This window comes from Pseudomonas sp. Sample_10, from assembly GCF_004321495.1.
GTDB lineage: Bacteria > Pseudomonadota > Gammaproteobacteria > Pseudomonadales > Pseudomonadaceae > Aquipseudomonas.
Map to the genome: position 1 here is coordinate 15,531 of NZ_RCOE01000098.1, position 15,584 is coordinate 31,114.

Annotated in this window: 15 protein-coding genes and 1 pseudogene; 10 read left to right on the plus strand and 6 right to left on the minus strand. The window is 57.1% G+C overall.

The window, feature by feature from the left end; all coding sequences use genetic code 11:
- The 5 genes from D8U18_RS09105 to D8U18_RS09125 all read left to right on the plus strand — a co-directional run bounded on the left by D8U18_RS09105 (position 1) and on the right by D8U18_RS09125 (position 6,617).
- The gene (locus D8U18_RS09105) at positions 1 to 513 is read left to right on the plus strand and encodes a sigma-70 family RNA polymerase sigma factor (protein ID WP_082557599.1); all 513 of its coding nucleotides are present in this window, start codon (positions 1 to 3) and stop codon (positions 511 to 513) included.
- A 149-nt stretch (positions 514 to 662) separates the two neighbouring features.
- A complete protein-coding gene (locus tag D8U18_RS09110) occupies positions 663 to 2,000 on the plus strand; it encodes a SidA/IucD/PvdA family monooxygenase (protein WP_130931954.1) in 1,338 nt (445 codons plus the stop codon).
- 222 nt (positions 2,001 to 2,222) lie between these two features.
- Entirely contained in the window at positions 2,223 to 2,636 is a 414-nt protein-coding gene (locus D8U18_RS09115) for a response regulator (protein WP_131107470.1), read from the plus strand.
- 108 nt (positions 2,637 to 2,744) lie between these two features.
- Entirely contained in the window at positions 2,745 to 3,371 is a 627-nt protein-coding gene (locus tag D8U18_RS09120; protein WP_130904185.1) for a response regulator transcription factor, read from the plus strand.
- A gap of 39 nt (positions 3,372 to 3,410) precedes the next feature.
- Complete coding sequence (locus D8U18_RS09125; RefSeq protein ID WP_131107471.1) at positions 3,411 to 6,617, plus strand: transporter substrate-binding domain-containing protein; 3,207 nt, start codon at positions 3,411 to 3,413, stop codon at positions 6,615 to 6,617.
- Here D8U18_RS09125 and dkgB read toward each other — a convergent pair.
- Together dkgB and D8U18_RS09135 are read right to left on the minus strand one after the other, a co-directional pair.
- Positions 6,614 to 7,417, minus strand: coding sequence for a 2,5-didehydrogluconate reductase DkgB (gene dkgB, locus D8U18_RS09130; protein ID WP_056854866.1), 804 nt, complete (start codon positions 7,415 to 7,417; stop codon positions 6,614 to 6,616). The two genes, D8U18_RS09125 and dkgB, sit on opposite strands and share 4 nt — an antisense overlap.
- Before the next feature lie 264 nt (positions 7,418 to 7,681).
- Complete coding sequence (locus tag D8U18_RS09135; RefSeq protein WP_130908404.1) at positions 7,682 to 8,221, minus strand: PaaI family thioesterase; 540 nt, start codon at positions 8,219 to 8,221, stop codon at positions 7,682 to 7,684.
- Positions 8,222 to 8,456: 235 nt separating this feature from the next.
- On the opposite strand from D8U18_RS09135, the gene D8U18_RS09140 reads away from it, so the two are divergent.
- On the plus strand, positions 8,457 to 9,323 hold the full coding sequence (locus D8U18_RS09140) for a pirin family protein (RefSeq protein ID WP_130931951.1): 867 nt from the start codon (positions 8,457 to 8,459) through the stop codon (positions 9,321 to 9,323).
- Between the two features lie 147 nt (positions 9,324 to 9,470).
- Positions 9,471 to 10,913, plus strand: coding sequence for a mechanosensitive ion channel family protein (locus D8U18_RS09145; RefSeq protein ID WP_056854863.1), 1,443 nt, complete (start codon positions 9,471 to 9,473; stop codon positions 10,911 to 10,913).
- Between the two features lie 21 nt (positions 10,914 to 10,934).
- On the opposite strand, the gene D8U18_RS09150 is transcribed toward D8U18_RS09145, so the two are convergent.
- Together D8U18_RS09150 and D8U18_RS09155 are read right to left on the minus strand one after the other, a co-directional pair.
- The gene (locus tag D8U18_RS09150; protein WP_131107472.1) at positions 10,935 to 11,894 is read right to left on the minus strand and encodes a FecR domain-containing protein; all 960 of its coding nucleotides are present in this window, start codon (positions 11,892 to 11,894) and stop codon (positions 10,935 to 10,937) included.
- The gene (locus D8U18_RS09155) at positions 11,894 to 12,400 is read right to left on the minus strand and encodes a sigma-70 family RNA polymerase sigma factor (protein WP_131107473.1); all 507 of its coding nucleotides are present in this window, start codon (positions 12,398 to 12,400) and stop codon (positions 11,894 to 11,896) included. The genes D8U18_RS09150 and D8U18_RS09155 overlap by 1 nt, the downstream gene beginning before the upstream one ends.
- A gap of 213 nt (positions 12,401 to 12,613) precedes the next feature.
- Between D8U18_RS09155 and D8U18_RS09160 the strand changes: the two genes are divergently transcribed.
- Positions 12,614 to 13,054: a carboxymuconolactone decarboxylase family protein gene (locus D8U18_RS09160; RefSeq protein WP_131107474.1), complete on the plus strand. Its 441-nt coding sequence runs from the start codon at positions 12,614 to 12,616 to the stop codon at positions 13,052 to 13,054.
- A gap of 640 nt (positions 13,055 to 13,694) precedes the next feature.
- On the opposite strand, the gene D8U18_RS09165 is transcribed toward D8U18_RS09160, so the two are convergent.
- Together D8U18_RS09165 and D8U18_RS09170 are read right to left on the minus strand one after the other, a co-directional pair.
- Complete coding sequence (locus D8U18_RS09165; RefSeq protein ID WP_130931949.1) at positions 13,695 to 13,949, minus strand: hypothetical protein; 255 nt, start codon at positions 13,947 to 13,949, stop codon at positions 13,695 to 13,697.
- Positions 13,950 to 13,989: 40 nt separating this feature from the next.
- On the minus strand, positions 13,990 to 14,367 hold the full coding sequence (locus tag D8U18_RS09170) for a DUF6124 family protein (RefSeq protein WP_131107475.1): 378 nt from the start codon (positions 14,365 to 14,367) through the stop codon (positions 13,990 to 13,992).
- A 410-nt stretch (positions 14,368 to 14,777) separates the two neighbouring features.
- Here D8U18_RS09170 and D8U18_RS09175 point away from each other — a divergent pair, with 410 nt between their 5' ends.
- Both D8U18_RS09175 and D8U18_RS28865 read left to right on the plus strand, forming a co-directional pair.
- Positions 14,778 to 15,374 (plus strand): helix-turn-helix transcriptional regulator, encoded by a 597-nt coding sequence (locus D8U18_RS09175; protein ID WP_131107476.1) that lies wholly within the window; start codon positions 14,778 to 14,780, stop codon positions 15,372 to 15,374.
- Positions 15,367 to 15,584 (plus strand): annotated as a pseudogene (locus D8U18_RS28865) (VUT family protein); the annotation flags it as partial. The gene D8U18_RS09175 and the pseudogene D8U18_RS28865, both read left to right, overlap by 8 nt.

Genomic DNA, 15,584 nt, shown 5'->3' on the forward strand with positions numbered 1-15,584 from the left:
GTGGCTCAAGACCGTCCCCGTGCCGGAGTCATGTTGGAAAACTACTATCGCGAGCTGGTGTGTTTCCTGAACGCCAAGCTCGGCAACCGACAGGTTGCCGAAGATGTGGTGCATGACGCTTATCTGCGAGTCCTGGAGCGCTCCAGCGACGCGCCGATCGAGCAGCCGCGGGCGTTTCTTTATCGTACGGCACTGAACCTGGTGATCGACGATCATCGGCGCAATGCACTGCGCCAGGTCGAGCCGCTGGATGTGCTGGACAACGAGGAGCGTTACTTCTCCCCGTCACCCCTCAACAGCCTCGATCACGGCCAGCGCCTGGACATGCTCCAGCGTGCGTTGGCGGAATTGCCTCGGTTGTGTCGCGAGAGTTTTCTGCTGCGCAAGATCGAAGGCCTGTCACATCCGCAAATCGCCGAGCAGTTGGGTATTTCCAGGGCCATGGTCGAAAAGCACATCGTCAATGCGATGAAACATTGCCGGGTGCGCATGCAGCAATGGGATGCGCACTGATCGGCGTCCTTTGATGCCTTGCGGTTAAATTTTATTTCACTGTCCTCGTTCCTACTCAACAGACGACCTACTGTCCTGCTCCAGGCCGGTCAGGTCACTTAGGCTCTCCTTGCCCCGTCGCCCCGGGGTTCATCCAGAGGACACTGGAAATGACACAGGCAATTGCATCGCCCATCGTTCACGACCTGATCGGCGTCGGCTTCGGCCCTTCGAACCTGGCGCTGGCCATCGCTCTGCAAGAGCGCGGTCCGATCCAGGGCGAACTGGATGTGCTGTTTCTCGACAAACAGGCGAACTACAGCTGGCACGGCAACACGCTGTCGACCCAGAGCGAGTTGCAGATTTCCTTCCTCAAGGACCTGGTGACCTTGCGCAACCCGACCAGCCCTTATTCGTTCGTCAATTACCTCAAGGCCCACGGGCGCCTGGTCGACTTCATCAACCTGGGCACCTTTTATCCATGCCGCATGGAGTACAACGACTACCTTCGCTGGGTTGCCGCGCAATTCGAGCGTCAGAGCCGCTACGGCGAAGAAGTGCTGACCATCGAGCCGGTGCTGCACAACCAGCAGGTTGAAGCGCTACGCGTGATTTCCCGTGATTCGACGGGCCATCAACATGTGCGCACCGCGCGTGCCGTGGTGGTCAGCGCCGGTGGCACGCCGCGTATTCCCGAAGCGTTCAAGGCGCTGAAAGAGGATGGCCGGGTGTTCCATCATTCGCAGTACCTGGCGCAAATGGCCAGGCAGCCGTGCGTGAACAACCAGCCGATGAGCATCGCGATCATCGGTGGTGGGCAGAGTGCGGCGGAAGCGTTCATCGATCTCAACGACAGCTTTCCTTCGGTGCAGGTCGACATGATTCTGCGCGGCTCGGCGCTCAAGCCAGCCGACGACAGCCCATTCGTCAACGAAGTCTTCTCGCCGGAGTTCACCGACCTGGTATTCCACCAGCAGAGCAGCGAGCGTGAGCGTCTGGTCAACGAGTACCACAACACCAACTACTCGGTCGTGGACATCGACCTGATTGAACGCATCTACGGCATTTTCTATCGCCAGAAAGTCTCGGGCATTGCCCGTCACGCGTTCCGCACCCTGACCACCATCGAGACAGCCACCGCCACTGAGCGCGGTATCGAACTGGCGGTGCGCAACAATGCCACCGGCGAAGTCACGGCTCGCCATTACGATGCGGTAGTGCTGGCCACCGGATACGAGCGGCAGATGCACCGAAAACTGCTGGCACCGCTGCAAGCGTATCTGGGTGATTTCGAGGTGGACCGCAATTACAAGCTGATCACCGACGAACGCTGCAAGGCGGGCATTTATATGCAGGGCTTCTGCCAGGCCAGCCATGGCTTGAGCGACACGTTGCTGTCGATCCTGCCGATCCGCGCCGATGAAATCGCTGGCTCACTGTATGACCATGGCAAGCATCGCGGGCATGCCAGTTCGGTGGAGGATCTGTTATTGGCGACTGCCAGCTAAAGATTTGCCGGCTGCACAAGCGTTATCTCGGGCCCGCTCCCACAGTTCGATCTTTGATCACACATTTTTGTGTCCACTGAAGATCCCTGCGTGAGCGGGCTTGCCTGCGATTGCGCTCTGATAAACCGAACCGGTGCATTGGTATTTGGGAAAAGTCCTACAGAAAGGCCTTCGGGTCTTCCGTAGTCTTGCCACCTCAATAATCTGACCGGGGAGGCCACGTTGTTCAAAAAGTCCATACGCATCCTGATCGCGGATGAACAACACTTTAACCGGCTGAGAATCGAGCGCTGGTTCAACCAGCTCGGTTATTACCGGGTGGCCCCGGTGCAAGACATGGCAGAGCTGCTGGTTCTGGTGGAGTACGCCAGCGAGCCTTTCGATCTGTTGATCATCAACGCCGCAATGGGACACGGAAAATTCGACCTGCTGGATTTCTGCCTGGATAACCAACAGCTCGATCGCGTGATGATCTACGACGGCCAGCGCGCGCAACTGCCTGCAATCGCGCTCTGCGCGCAGCGCAAAGTCAGTGTTAGCCATGCCTTGGTGCCGGATCTCGCTTCGATCCAGCGCCTGATGGCCCTCGCGGATTCACGGCAACCGTCTGTCGGCACTGTCATTTCTGTCAGGTAGTTTCGCCTCGCTTTCCATGCAACAGTCCAGGCGCAGCCGCTGCGTCTATTCGCGCCTTGCTCGAAGACTGTCAGCGCCCGTTTATCGTGTAATTGCCCAGGAGTTGCCATGAAGTCAGTGCTGATTGTGGACGATCATCCGGTGATTCGCGGCGCAGTCAAAATCGTCCTCAAGCTGGAAGGGTACAAACGCATCCACGAAGCCTCCACCGGTAATGAAGTCCTGCCGATGATCCGTGAACACCAACCGGAACTGGTGATACTGGACCTGAACCTGCCGTTTCTCGATGGGCTTGATGTGTTGGCTCGCATCAAGGCGGGCGAGGTGAATTGTCGCGTGGTGGTCTTTACCTCTCAGGAGCCGTCGTTTTATCAGGATCGCTGCATGCGCGCCGGAGCCGCTGCCTATGTCGCCAAGACCAACGACCTTGAGCACCTGCACAAGGCGGTGCACGCGGTGATGGGCGGATATACCTACTTCTCGCGGCTGCCCACAAGTTCAGTGTCGATGAGCACGTTGCAGCGCAGTGAAAAACAGATGATCGACAATCTGTCAGACCGGGAGTTGACGATTTTTCAGCATCTGGCCCGCGGAATGAGCAACAAGACCATCGCCGACATCATGCATTTGAGCCACAAGACCGTCAGCACCTACAAAACCCGTTTGATTGAAAAACTCAACGTGGATTCGTCGGTGCATCTGCGGGATCTTGCCCGGCGTAATCATCTGATCTGAGAGAACGCCATCGAACTTTCGCGCAGCTTTAGAAAACGTTTGTTGCTGGTGCTTTGTTTGTGGGCATCGAGTGTCTGTGCGCAACCGCAAACACTGACGCTGCTCGGGCGCTCCAGCGTGGAAGGAGGTAGCGTCCAACTGTCGGAAGCCGATGCACGCTGGCTGCAGCAAAAACGTCGATTGGTGCTGGCGGTGTCAGCACCCGACTATCCACCTTTCGACATCACCACCACGGGACATGCCCTGGAGGGGCTGACGGCAGACTACGCCGACCTGCTCAAACAGTTGTTGCAGACAGAGATTGAAGTTCACCGCTACGCCACACGCGCCGAGGCGGTGCAGGCCCTCAAGCAAGGAGCGGCCGACCTGCTGGGAACGGCCAACAGTTATGAGGCGCAAGACCCGCAGTTACAGATGTCCAGTACCTATGCCGTCGATCAACCGGTGTTGGTCACCCGTACCGACTCACCGCAAACGCTGGATCGGGCGCTGGCCGGCAAACGTCTGGCGATGTTGTATCACTACTTGCCGGAAGAGTACGTGCGGCAGTTCTATCCCGGGGCTCGGGTAGAGTTGTTTCCTTCGACGCTGGGCGCGGTGGGGGCCGTGGCGTTCGGGCAAGCGGATATCTACCTGGGTGATGCCATCAGTGCCCATTACCTGATCAGCAAGAACTACCTGAACAACGTTCGACTGGCGAAATTTTCCTCCATTGAACCGGGCCGGTTTGCGTTTGCCCTGGCCGGTGACAATCGCCGGTTATTGCGCATCGTCAACCAGGCATTGGCGGCGATCAGCGCCAATGAACAGATCAGCATCTTGCGCCGCTGGGGCGCAGGGGGGGCCACTGTTTCCGGCACCCAGCCATTGCAGCTAAGCGTGGTCGAGCAGCGCTGGCTCAAACAAAACCCGCGTTTGCGGGTGGCGATCAATGAAAACATGATGCCCATTTCATTTTTCGACAGTGAAGGCCGATTTCGCGGTATTGCTGCCGACGTTTTGGAAAAAGTCAGCCTGCGCACCGGTTTGAAGTTCGATATGCGACCGACCCAATCCGTCGCTGAAATGCTTGAGTGGATCAGGACCGGTCAGGTGGACCTTGTCGCGGGGATCAGCCCCAGTATTGAACGCGAAGCCCAATTGCTATTCACCCGTCCGTTCCTCACCAGTCCGAATGTGCTGGTCACCCGCGTGGAGCCGGGCAGCCCCGCGACCCTCGATGACATGGCCGGCAAAACACTTGCCGTTACCCAAGGCAACAGTGCTGGCGAATTCATCCGTCAGAATTTTCCGCAGATCCGGCTGGTCAACGCATCGTTGACGGCGGATGCGATGGAGAAGGTCGCGCAGGGCAGGGCCGATGGCGGTATCAATTCGTTGATCGGCGCCCGCTACATGATTTCGCGGCTGTATCGTGGGCGATTGCAAGTGACCAGCACCGTCGGCGTCGAACCTGCTCGCGGCACGCTGGCGACCAGTCGAAACGCGACAGAGTTGCATTCGATACTGGACAAGGCGTTGCTGAGCATTGCCCCCGAAGAAATCGACGAGATGACTCAGTATTGGCGCAATGACCTGATGCTCGAACAGAGTTACTGGTTGCGCCATCGCCAGCAAATTCTTCAGGCCTTTGCGGTCGCCGGCAGTTTGTTGTTGCTCGCTTTGGCCTGGATTGCCTGGCAGCGTCGGCAGATCCGTCAGCGCCAGCAATTGCTTGCCCAATTGCAAGACGCCAAGGAGGCGGCCGATGAGGCAAACCGGGCGAAGACCACGTTTCTGGCAACCATGAGCCATGAAATTCGTACGCCCATGAATGCCTTGATCGGCATGCTGGAACTGGCGCTGAAAAGGGCGGACGAGGGCGTGACCGACCGTGCGGCCATCGAGGTGGCGTCCAATGCCGGGCAACAGTTATTGGGGTTGATTGGCGACATTCTGGACATTGCGCGCATTGAGTCCGGTCATCTGTCGCTGACCCCGGAGCGGGCCAATCTGCAGGACCTGGTGCTCTCGGTGTGTCGGGTGTTTGAAGGCCTGGCGCAGCAAAAGAACCTGCGCTGGCGGGTCGAACTTGAGGAACACAGCGACCGCGATGTGCTGGTCGATCCCACGCGCTTCAAGCAGGTGTTGTCCAACCTGTTGAGCAACGCGATCAAATTCACCCAAGAAGGTGAGGTCAGCCTGACTCTGCGCACGGTGTCGACGTCATCCGATCGATTGGCGGTCAGCCTGCGTGTAGAAGACAGCGGCATCGGCATCAGCACCGCGGACCAGCAGCGATTGTTCAGCCCCTTCGTGCAGGCCGGCAATAGCCGGCAATCTGGCCGCCAGGGTTCCGGTCTTGGACTGGTGATCAGCCGCACGATATGCGAAATGATGGGCGGCCGATTACATCTCCACAGTGTGCTCGGAAGCGGTACGCAAGTGGACATCAACCTTGAGCTGATCGCGCTGCAACCGTTGCCGGCCATTGAAGTACACAAGCATGACGACCTGCCACCCACTCGAGCGCTGTTGATTCTGGTGGTTGACGATTATCCGGCGAATCGCTTGTTGCTTTCGCGGCAGTTGAGCTACCTGGGGCATCACGTGCTGTTGGCGGAAGATGGCCAGCAGGGTTTCGAGCAGTGGCGCGGGCACGAAGTGGACCTGGTCATCACCGATTGCAACATGCCGGTTGCCAGTGGTTATGAACTGGCGGGTGCGATCCGCGATGAAGAACGGTTCGAGGGCGGATCACCGACATTGATTCTGGGGTTTACCGCCAATGCACAGCCGGAGGAAAAAATCCGCTGTATCGAGGCGGGTATGGACGATTGTCTGTTCAAACCGATTCGATTGGGCGACTTGAGCAAATGGCTGGCCGAAAGGTTCGGCCACCTCCCGACGGGCGCGAACGAACAACGGCCAAACGCCGAGATCGACTTGAGCGGTTTGGCGAAGTATGTCGGTGCGGACGATGAACTGATCGCCGAATTGCTGCGCGACGTAATGGCGACTAATCGCGATGATCGCGCGCGTCTGCTGCAGGCACATGTCACCCACAATTATCCTCTCCTGCAAGAGCTGGCGCACCGTATCAAGGGCGGCGCGCAGATGGTTCGTGCGCAGTCATTGGTGACGTGTTGCGAACAACTGGAGCGTGCCTGCGGGGAGGGCCGCGCTTCGCTGATCGACGCCGCCGTCGATCAGCTGCAACAGGCGATGACGCGCCTTGACCGTAGTCTTGAGGTCAGGCGCGATTAATCCCAGTTCGGTGCGATGCCTTTGGGGCTGGTCAGGCGTTGGCCGCGATCCAGGCTGCAGATCAGCGCCATGTCGGCGTCACTCAACTGCATGCCACAGGCCTTGAGGTTGCTGGCGAGGTTGATGCGTTTGGTCGATGAAGGAATCACCGCGTACCCCAACTGCATGGCCCAAGCCAGGGTGACCTGTGCCGGTGTCGCCTGAAGGCGCTCGGCGATGTGTGCAATGACCGGGTCCTTGAGTACTTCGCCATAGGCCAGGGTCATGTACGACGTGATCTGGATACCCTGGCTTTGCGCGAACTCGACCACCTTGCGGTTTTGCAAGTACGGGTGCAGTTCGATCTGGTGGGTGGCGATGTTTTCGGCACCGACGGCGGCGATCGCCCGTTGCATCAGGTCGATGGTGAAGTTCGACACGCCGATCTGCCGAGTCAGGCCCAGGCGCTTGGCTTCGAGCAGGGCGCCCATGAATTCTTCGACCGATACCTGGTCTTCGGGCGAGGGCCAGTGGATCAGCGTCAGGTCCAAGTAGTCGGTCTGCAGTTTTTGCAGGCTTTCCTTGAGGCTTTCAAGCAGACGATCCTTGGCGAAATTGGCCACCCAGATCTTGCTGGTGATGAACAGCTCTTGCCGGGGGATGCCGCTGGCGGCAATGGCTTCACCGACTTCAGCTTCGTTTTCGTAGATTTGCGCGGTGTCGATGGCCCGGTAGCCAAGTTCCAGAGCGGTGCTGACCGAATCAATGACCACCTGGCCTTGCAAGCGAAAAGTACCAAGACCGAATGCGGGAACAGACATGAATGACTCCAGAGGTTGCAGTGGGAATGCATTGAGTATCCGCGCCTGCATTCGCGGGAAAAACCGCTGGGTGGGCAAAGCAATGTTTACCGTAAGTCAAGAAACGCTGTATTCCGGTGAGGTTATCGACGTTTGAAATGTCCTCTTCGCGAGCGACCCCGCTCCCACATTTAATCTTCAGTGAGCACGGGCTTTTTTGTGTCCCATATAGATTAAATGTCTGAGTGGGCTCGCTTGCGAAGGCAGCACCGCGGTTCTGGAGCCTTACCCTCGAGCCTCAAGAATCATGCAAGTGGTCGTCCCTGTCGCATACAAGCGCCCATCCACATCATAAATCCGCCCTTCGGCCAGTGCTGTCGAGCGCCCCAGATGGACGATTTTGCCCTCGGCGCGCACCGGGCCGCTGGCGTTGTTCAAGGCGCGGACGTAGCTGATGCGCAGGTCCAGCGTGGTGTAGCCCTGGCCTTTTTTCAATTGCGTATGGATCGCACAACCCATGCAGGAGTCCAGCAACGTTGCGGCATAGCCACCGTGCACGGTGCCCAGCGGGTTGTAGTGCCTTGAATCGGGCGTGCCCTGAAAAACGAACAGCCCGGCGGACCATTCGATAGGGATGAAATCCATCAGCGCGCCAATGGGCGGTGAGGGCAGGTCACCGTTGCCGATGCCTTCGAAAAACTCGGCAGGCGACAGGGCGCTGACCTCGGCCATGGACAAACTGCCCGGCCCCTGAAGTCGGGCGCGCATGGCCTGTTCCTGGGCGATCCATTGGGCGAGGGTGGCTTCGCGGTTGGGGCTTTGCATATTCAAGACCTCGGGCAGGAGCGGATATTATGGTTGTAATTCTCGGTAATATTATGTCCGGAATAAAAAGTCCGCCAGTCCCATAAATCCTGAGCTTCTCACTATCAGAGGATGTTGATGCCTTGCACCATCGTTCTCCCGATAGAACACAGAGACTGATTTTTGCAGTCTAGTGCAGCAAAGGTCATGGTTTTAAGCTTTGTCCATGGCCTTACTCACTTCATCAGGAGACACCATGAAAAACATCATTGGTATCTACACCAGTCCACGGACCCATTGGGTCGGCGACGGTTTTCCGGTGCGCACGCTGTTTTCCTACGACAACCTGGGCAAACACATCAGTCCGTTTCTGCTGCTCGATCACGCCGGCCCCGCCGAATTCACTCCGACCACCGAGCGACGTGGTGTGGGGCAGCATCCCCATCGCGGCTTTGAAACCGTGACGATCGTTTACAAAGGTGAAGTGGAACACCGCGATTCCACCGGCAGCGGCGGCAAGATCGGCCCCGGCGATGTGCAATGGATGACTGCCGCTTCCGGGATCCTGCATGAAGAGTTCCACTCCAGCGACTTCGCCAAAATCGGCGGCACGCTGGAGATGGTGCAACTGTGGGTCAACTTGCCGGCCAAGGACAAAATGGCCGAGCCCGGTTACCAGACAATCCTCGATGGCGATATCCCGAGCATCGCCTTGAAGGACAACGCCGGCCGCCTGCGATTGATTGCCGGCGAATTCGACGGCCATGCCGGCCCTTCGCACACCTTCACGCCCATCGATGTCTGGGACCTGCGCCTCAATGGTGGCAAGTTGCTGACACTGGACTTGCACGAAGGTCGCAACACAGCAGTGGTGGTGCTGCGCGGCACGGTTCAGGTCAATGGTCTGGAACTGGTGCGAGAAGGGCAGCTGGCGCTGTTCGAGCGCAAGGGCGATCAGTTGAGCCTTGAAGCCAATAGCGACGCAGTGGTGCTGTTGCTCAGCGGCGAACCGATTGATGAACCTATCGTTGGTCACGGCCCGTTCGTGATGAACAGCGAGCAAGAAATCCACCAGGCGTTCGCCGATTTCCAGTCCGGCCGCTTCGGCCAGATGCACGGTTGATTGCAGGAGCTGCCGCAGGCTGCGGTCTTTTGATCTTGATCTTCGGACGTTCTCGGAGCGATAAAAATCAGGATCATAAGATCGCAGCCTGCGGCAGCTACAATGTGTGCGATATTTGCGTTCATTGTCCTGTGCCGGAGTTGCTTGATGCTGTCGTTGATCGCCGAACACCCGTTGATCTGCGCCTTGGTCCTGATCCTGATCGATATGGTCATGTGGCGCTTGATCGACGCCAACCACCACAGCTGGAAACTGTTCCTGCGGGTAGTGATTTTTTCGCTGTACAGCGTTTTGCTGTTCAACGAAGGCATGAACCCGATGGTGCCGGCGCCGTGGGCGGACAACGTGCCGTTGCACCTGGCGGCCACCGGTTTGCAGATCGCCTGGTGGTTATTCGCCGCGCGCACCCTGACGGTGCTGATTGGCGCGGCGATGATGCAAAGGGTCGGGCATACCGGGCGATTGCTCCAGGACCTGCTCGGTGCGCTGATTTTCCTGATCGCGGTGATTGCCGCGCTGGCCTATGTGCTCGATTTGCCGGTCAAAGGCGTGCTGGCGACTTCCGGCGCGCTGGCGATCATCGTCGGCCTGGCGTTGCAGAGCACACTCAGCGATGTGTTCTCCGGGATCGTCCTCAATACCACCAAGCCCTACCAACTGGATGACTGGATTGCCATCGACGGCACCGAAGGTCGGGTTATCGACATCGACTGGCGGGCCACGCGGTTGCAGACCTCCCAGGGCAGCATGATCGTGATCCCCAACTCGCTCGCGGCCAAGGCCAAGATCACCAACTTCAGCCGGCCCAGTGACATGTTCGGCGTTTCCATCAGTTTGCAGGTCAGCCCCCATGTCCGTCCGCAAACCGTGATCGATGCTCTCGAGCGGGCCATGCAAGGTTGCCGCATTCTGCTGAGTGCGCCGGGGCCGAAGGTGGCGCTCAAAAGCTCCAGCGCTGCTGGCGCGGATTATGAAATCAGCGGGTTCGTTGCCTCGATGAGCGAAAAGCGCACGGTGCGCAATCAGCTGTTCGACCTGGCATTCCGGCACTTGCGGGCGTCCGGGATCAATTTGCTCTCGAGCGTCGAGCCCAATCCCGAGAGCGATTCTTCACGGCCACGGGCGTTGCTCGACAGTTCGCCGATTTTCTCGACCTTGCGCCAGGAAGAGAAAGAAACCTTCAGCCAGAACATGGCCCTGCAGACTTTCCGTGCCGGCGAGACGATCCTGGCGGCGGGGGAGGTCAGTCATCACTTGTTCATCATCGAGTCCGGCGTGGTGTCGGTAACGTTGAACGTCCACGGCGCGCTCATCGAAACCGGGCGCATGGGGCCAGGGGAAGTGATCGGCGAGGCTGGCATCCTCACCGACACATCGTCGGCTGCCGAGTTTGCCGCGAAGACTTTTTGCACGCTTTACCGTATTGAAAAGGACTACCTGAAACCGTGCCTGGATGCTCGCCACGACATCAACGATGCGATGAAAACCTTGCTGGATTTCCGCTTGCACAAGGTGCAGTCGCTGATTCAGGAAGAACCGGTTGTGGTGCGCAAGAAAGGGTTTTTGCAGTGGTTGCTCAAGCGCGCCTGACGGCGGTGAAGGCCGACGGCGTCAGACCCTCGGCTCGACCGTTAACCAGTATTGGGTCATGCGGCTGATATTCAGCGGCAAGGTATCGCTGAGCAGGCGCAGGCTGGCGTCGGTGTCGCGCAGGGAAAATGCGCCCGACACACGCAGCCCGGCGACGTCCGGGTGGCAGCGCAATACCCCCGGGCGGTAGCGGCCAAGTTCGCTCAACAGTTCATCCAGTCGCATGTTGTTGGCCAGCAGCATGCCCTTGTCCCAAGCGACGGTGTCGAGGTCAAAACGCTGCGCAGCCTCGGCCCTGTCGAGCCTGAAGCGCTGACGCTCGCCAGCACTGAGGGTCGTGCTTTCGCGCAGTAATTGCGGGGTGACCACCACTTGCCCTTCGAGAACGGACACCTGACTTGTGGCGTTTTCTGTGCGCACGCAAAACCGGGTGCCCTGCGCATGAGCCGTGCCTTGCGGAGTTTCGACGATAAAGGGGCGCGCGCCGGGGTCTTTGGCGCTGCTGATCAACATTTCGCCATTGAGCAACAGGACGCGTCGCTCTTGCGGATTGAAAGCGATGTTCACCGCGCTGTCGGTGTTGAGCAGCAACTGGCTGCCATCGGGCAGTTGCAGGTTTTTCTGTTCACCCACGGCGGTGCGCTGATCGGCGGTCCATTGCTCCCAAGGCAGGTGTTGCGATGCCATACCCAAGGGCCCGGCAATAAACAACAAGCCCAGGCGGGTGAGGGTCTGTCGGCGACTCAAGCCCTCTTTGCGTGAAGCCCGTTGCAAAGTCTGCATGGCGAGGTTGGCCGGCACACCACGAAAATCCCCGAGCAGTACTTCGACCCGCTGCCAGGCCTGGGCATGCTCGGCACTGCGGCTGCGCCATTGGGCGATGGCCTGGTGATCGGCGGCCGTTGCCGTGCCGGAATGCAGTTGCACCAGCCAGTCGGCGGCTTCGCCAAGAATCTGCGGGTTGATCATCGACGAATTCATCAGGCGACACTCAGGCAGGCAATGAACGCCGTGCGCATGTGGCGCTTGACGGTGATCAACGAGACATTCAAACGGGTGGCGATCTGCGCGTACGTAAGGCCCTCGATCTGCGACAGCAAGAACGTTTCGCGGGTGACGGCGGGCAGTTCCCGTAGCAGCGCTTCGATGCGCCACAGGGTTTCGAGGATCAGCAGACGGGTTTCCGGCGACGGCACTTCGGCCGCCGGCAAATGCGCGATGGTTTCCAGGTACGCGCGCTCGATGTCCTGCCGCCGCCAGCAGTCAATCACCAGGCCTTTGGCAATGTGCGTCAGCAATGCCCGCGGCTCGCTACCCAGCGGTTTCACCACCTGACGTGTCAACAAGCGCAGGAAGGTGTCGTGGGCCAGGTCGGCCGCATCACAACGGTTGCCCAGTTTGCGATGCAGCCAACTCTGCAGCCAACCGTGATGTTCGCTGTAGAGATGATGAACTTGCTGGTTCAGGGATTGATCGGCGGACGGCATGGCGGGCAAGTACTCGACTCGGGCATCCTGCGTGAGTGCAATTAAGAATTGATCGCATTCTAGTGGGGCGGGCCGAGTGATGGCAATTCACATTTCGTACTTTTCTTTCGGGGCCTGTATCGGTGGTCTCCTCGACTTCTCGAATATTGGCTATTTGCCCAAAACACTCGCGAGACTAACGTAGCTCCACATCCATTTGCCCTGGAGCACACCATGCAACCGCGTATCGATTTCTACACCGCCAGCCCTGACGCCCTCAAAGCCATGATTGCGCTGGAAACCGCTGTATCCAAGCTGCCGCTGGAAAAGAACCTGATCGAACTGGTCAAGTTGCGCGCCTCGCAAATCAACGGTTGTGCCTTCTGCATCGACATGCACACCGCTGACGCGATCAAAGGCGGCGAAACCCCACGCCGTCTGTTTGCCGTGACTGCCTGGCGTGAAGCGCCGTTCTTCACCGAGCGTGAACGCGCCGCTCTGCTGTGGACCGAATCCCTGACCCAGCTCAGCCTGACCCACGCTCCGGATGAAGATTACGACGTGGTCGCGGCCCAGTTCAGCCCCAAGGAACTGGTCGACCTGACAGTCGCCATCAACACCATCAACAGCTGGAACCGCCTGGCCGTCGGCTTCCGCAAAACCCCTCAGGCCTGATTTTCAGGAGCAGTGCCGAGGCTCAATGGGCATCGGCACTCGGCGTGGGCGGTGGTTGCTCCTTGGTGAACACCATCGGGATCATCGAACCACCGAGAAGTCCTTGCAGCGCGCGGAAAGCAATCATGCTCTGGATGTTTCAGACTGCGCCGCAGAGCAGCTTGCGATCAGGTATCTGGTTCCTCTGCCAGCGGTCGGGCAGAGCCAGGAAAAGCGAGGGTAATGCAAGGAGGCGATTGTGGTTTGGTTACGGCATCGAAACACAAGAAACATTATGAAAGAAGCAGTCGAGCGCGAGCTTCCGGACCCTATGCTAGCTTGAGGGGCAGCTGATCACGGCTACAAAACCTCTAACCAAAATGTGCAAGGAAGCTCGCTTATGCCGCTACAGCGACCCATTTCCTCATTACCCGCCTGCGACGAAAACGGGAACCTTTTTCAGGTGAAAGACCGTTCAACTAGCACTTGGGTACATGACGGCTCCCCATTTGACAGGGCCGCAACGTCAGCGGTCCTGGATGATCTTTGTTTTGATTTACCGACGGGGGCTGATGAATCTTGTTTGGTAAGCGGCCTTGTGACAATGCCATTTGTGCAGGCTTGAATGGGCGCCCGACGGCGCCCGTTGTTCAGCGGGGCTTCAAGCCGAAAGCTGTGCCTGCAAACGCCGTCCTACGACATCCATCAAATCGCAACCCTCGCGCAGAGACGTCACCAACACCCGCGCCAGTTCACTGTGAACCCCTTCATTGAAGGCAAAACTTTCCAGCAATTGAGTCGCAGTGCGGATGCGGTAGGCCGCGGTTTCGTGCAATACGTCGAGCGGTGCTTCGGTGTCGATCAGCAATGATGGGATGGTGCAGTCGATGCCGGTGACAGGCATGTATCGATCCATGACAAAAATCCTCCTTGGGAAAAGAACGCGACCACAACCTTTACCGGTTTGACGGAGTTTCGGTTGAACCGCCGGGTGGGTCGATGTTGTCCAGCGCTCGATTGACCAACAACCCTCCCAGCGCGGCCAGTTGCTGGATGGCCAACGCTACATTGCGGCGCGAACCCTCCAGTTCGCAGGCGAGATCGGTGCTCATGACATTGAGCGAGGCAAGGGTTTCACAGGCGTGACAAAGCAATGATTCGGTGTCGACATTCGGGACGATAGTAAAGACATCGCTGACGGGGTCAGGGCGCTTTGGATTGCGCAGGCGTGCACTGACGAGCGGCTCGGTGATGTCCGAGAGTTTGGAGAGATCGATAGCCTCGAAGGCTGATTGGTCAGAGGATTGAGAAGAGTTGGGGGCGGCTTTTTTCACGTTGGTGCTCCGAGCAAGGGTTGAGGAATATGTAAGTCCTGCGCCGCCGATCAAAAGTGGTTGAAGGCAGTACATGAGTTGATGGACTGCTGGATTTATTACCAGAAAATTCCATTTAATTAATCATAAAATTGAACATCTATGTAATTAAATGATTCATCTTCCGTTGCTTCGATAGTTCTGTAGGTTGATTCGTCAGGTAGCTTTAAAATTTCCGTAGGAAATATCTTTAAGTTAAGTCTGGCGGGTCTGTCAGACTTGACGTTGAGAATGCTCGTGTGAAACATTAATTGACGGTTGTCGGGTGTGGTTGCAAAATTATTTTTGTATAGAGATAAGGTAGGTATTGTTTTTTAATAAAAAATAACGGTGTTGAATTTCTGTCGGGGCGATAAAGTGGTAGCTAAATAATGCATAAAAAAGAAAAAACGGAAAGGTTGAAGAGTAATATTAAATACCTGATAAAAAGCCGTGGTGAGACACAGTTGTCGTTGTGTAATTCCAGTGGGTTAACTCGGACGACGATCTATAATATTCTGGAAGGGCGGGTTGTCAATGTTCAGCAAACTACCATTCGCAAAATTTCCGATTTCTTTGGTGTGTCTTGCAAAGAAATAGAGACCGTGGATTTTGAAGAGCGGGAGATTGTAGAGAACAGTGTGTCTTTACAGGGCAATATGAATCCGGCAGCGGTTCCTGTCATCAAAGAAAGTGAGCTTTTTCAGAATATTGATAAGCGGGTCGGTGAGCTGGCTGCCACTCATCCCCTGACTTATTATTTTGGCCCTGCGCGCAACGTAATTGGAGTTCTTTTAGAGACTGAAGTTTGTGGCGCGCATGAGTCAGGGGATCTGTTGATAATAAAGAAAGGTTTGTCGAATAGCGATCATGAAAAATTGGTGTATGACAAAGCAGCAAATAAGCTATTTATAACGGTTGCGTCCTGTTTTGATCTTGATGAATTTCATGTTGTGGGGGAGATAATAGAGGAAAGGTTTAATGGGTAATGAGTCTGATAATGATAAGTACAAGTTGTTGGGGTTTGAAAATCATAAGAATCTTGCTGTAGTAATGGTTGTCTCTACAGGGAAGGTGGTAAAAATAAAGCTTGGGGAACTTCTGAAAAGCGAGGTGGCAGATAACTTTAGCAAGGCTGAACTCAAGGAGGTGTATAGAAAATTCTATTCCGGTGGAGGCGCGATTACGGCATACGAGAT

Bases quoted from the DNA above. Each gene is read 5' to 3' on its own strand.
- D8U18_RS09110 (WP_130931954.1), top strand. From the start codon at position 663: ATGACACAGGCAATTGCATCGCCCATCGTTCACGACCTGATCGGCGTC.
- D8U18_RS09120 (WP_130904185.1), top strand. From the start codon at position 2,745: ATGAAGTCAGTGCTGATTGTGGACGATCATCCGGTGATTCGCGGCGCA.
- dkgB (WP_056854866.1), bottom strand. From the start codon at position 7,417: ATGTCTGTTCCCGCATTCGGTCTTGGTACTTTTCGCTTGCAAGGCCAG.
- D8U18_RS09135 (WP_130908404.1), bottom strand. From the start codon at position 8,221: ATGCAAAGCCCCAACCGCGAAGCCACCCTCGCCCAATGGATCGCCCAG.
- D8U18_RS09140 (WP_130931951.1), top strand. From the start codon at position 8,457: ATGAAAAACATCATTGGTATCTACACCAGTCCACGGACCCATTGGGTC.
- D8U18_RS09145 (WP_056854863.1), top strand. From the start codon at position 9,471: ATGCTGTCGTTGATCGCCGAACACCCGTTGATCTGCGCCTTGGTCCTG.
- D8U18_RS09150 (WP_131107472.1), bottom strand. From the start codon at position 11,894: ATGAATTCGTCGATGATCAACCCGCAGATTCTTGGCGAAGCCGCCGAC.
- D8U18_RS09155 (WP_131107473.1), bottom strand. From the start codon at position 12,400: ATGCCGTCCGCCGATCAATCCCTGAACCAGCAAGTTCATCATCTCTAC.
- D8U18_RS09160 (WP_131107474.1), top strand. From the start codon at position 12,614: ATGCAACCGCGTATCGATTTCTACACCGCCAGCCCTGACGCCCTCAAA.
- D8U18_RS09165 (WP_130931949.1), bottom strand. From the start codon at position 13,949: ATGGATCGATACATGCCTGTCACCGGCATCGACTGCACCATCCCATCA.
- D8U18_RS09175 (WP_131107476.1), top strand. From the start codon at position 14,778: ATGCATAAAAAAGAAAAAACGGAAAGGTTGAAGAGTAATATTAAATAC.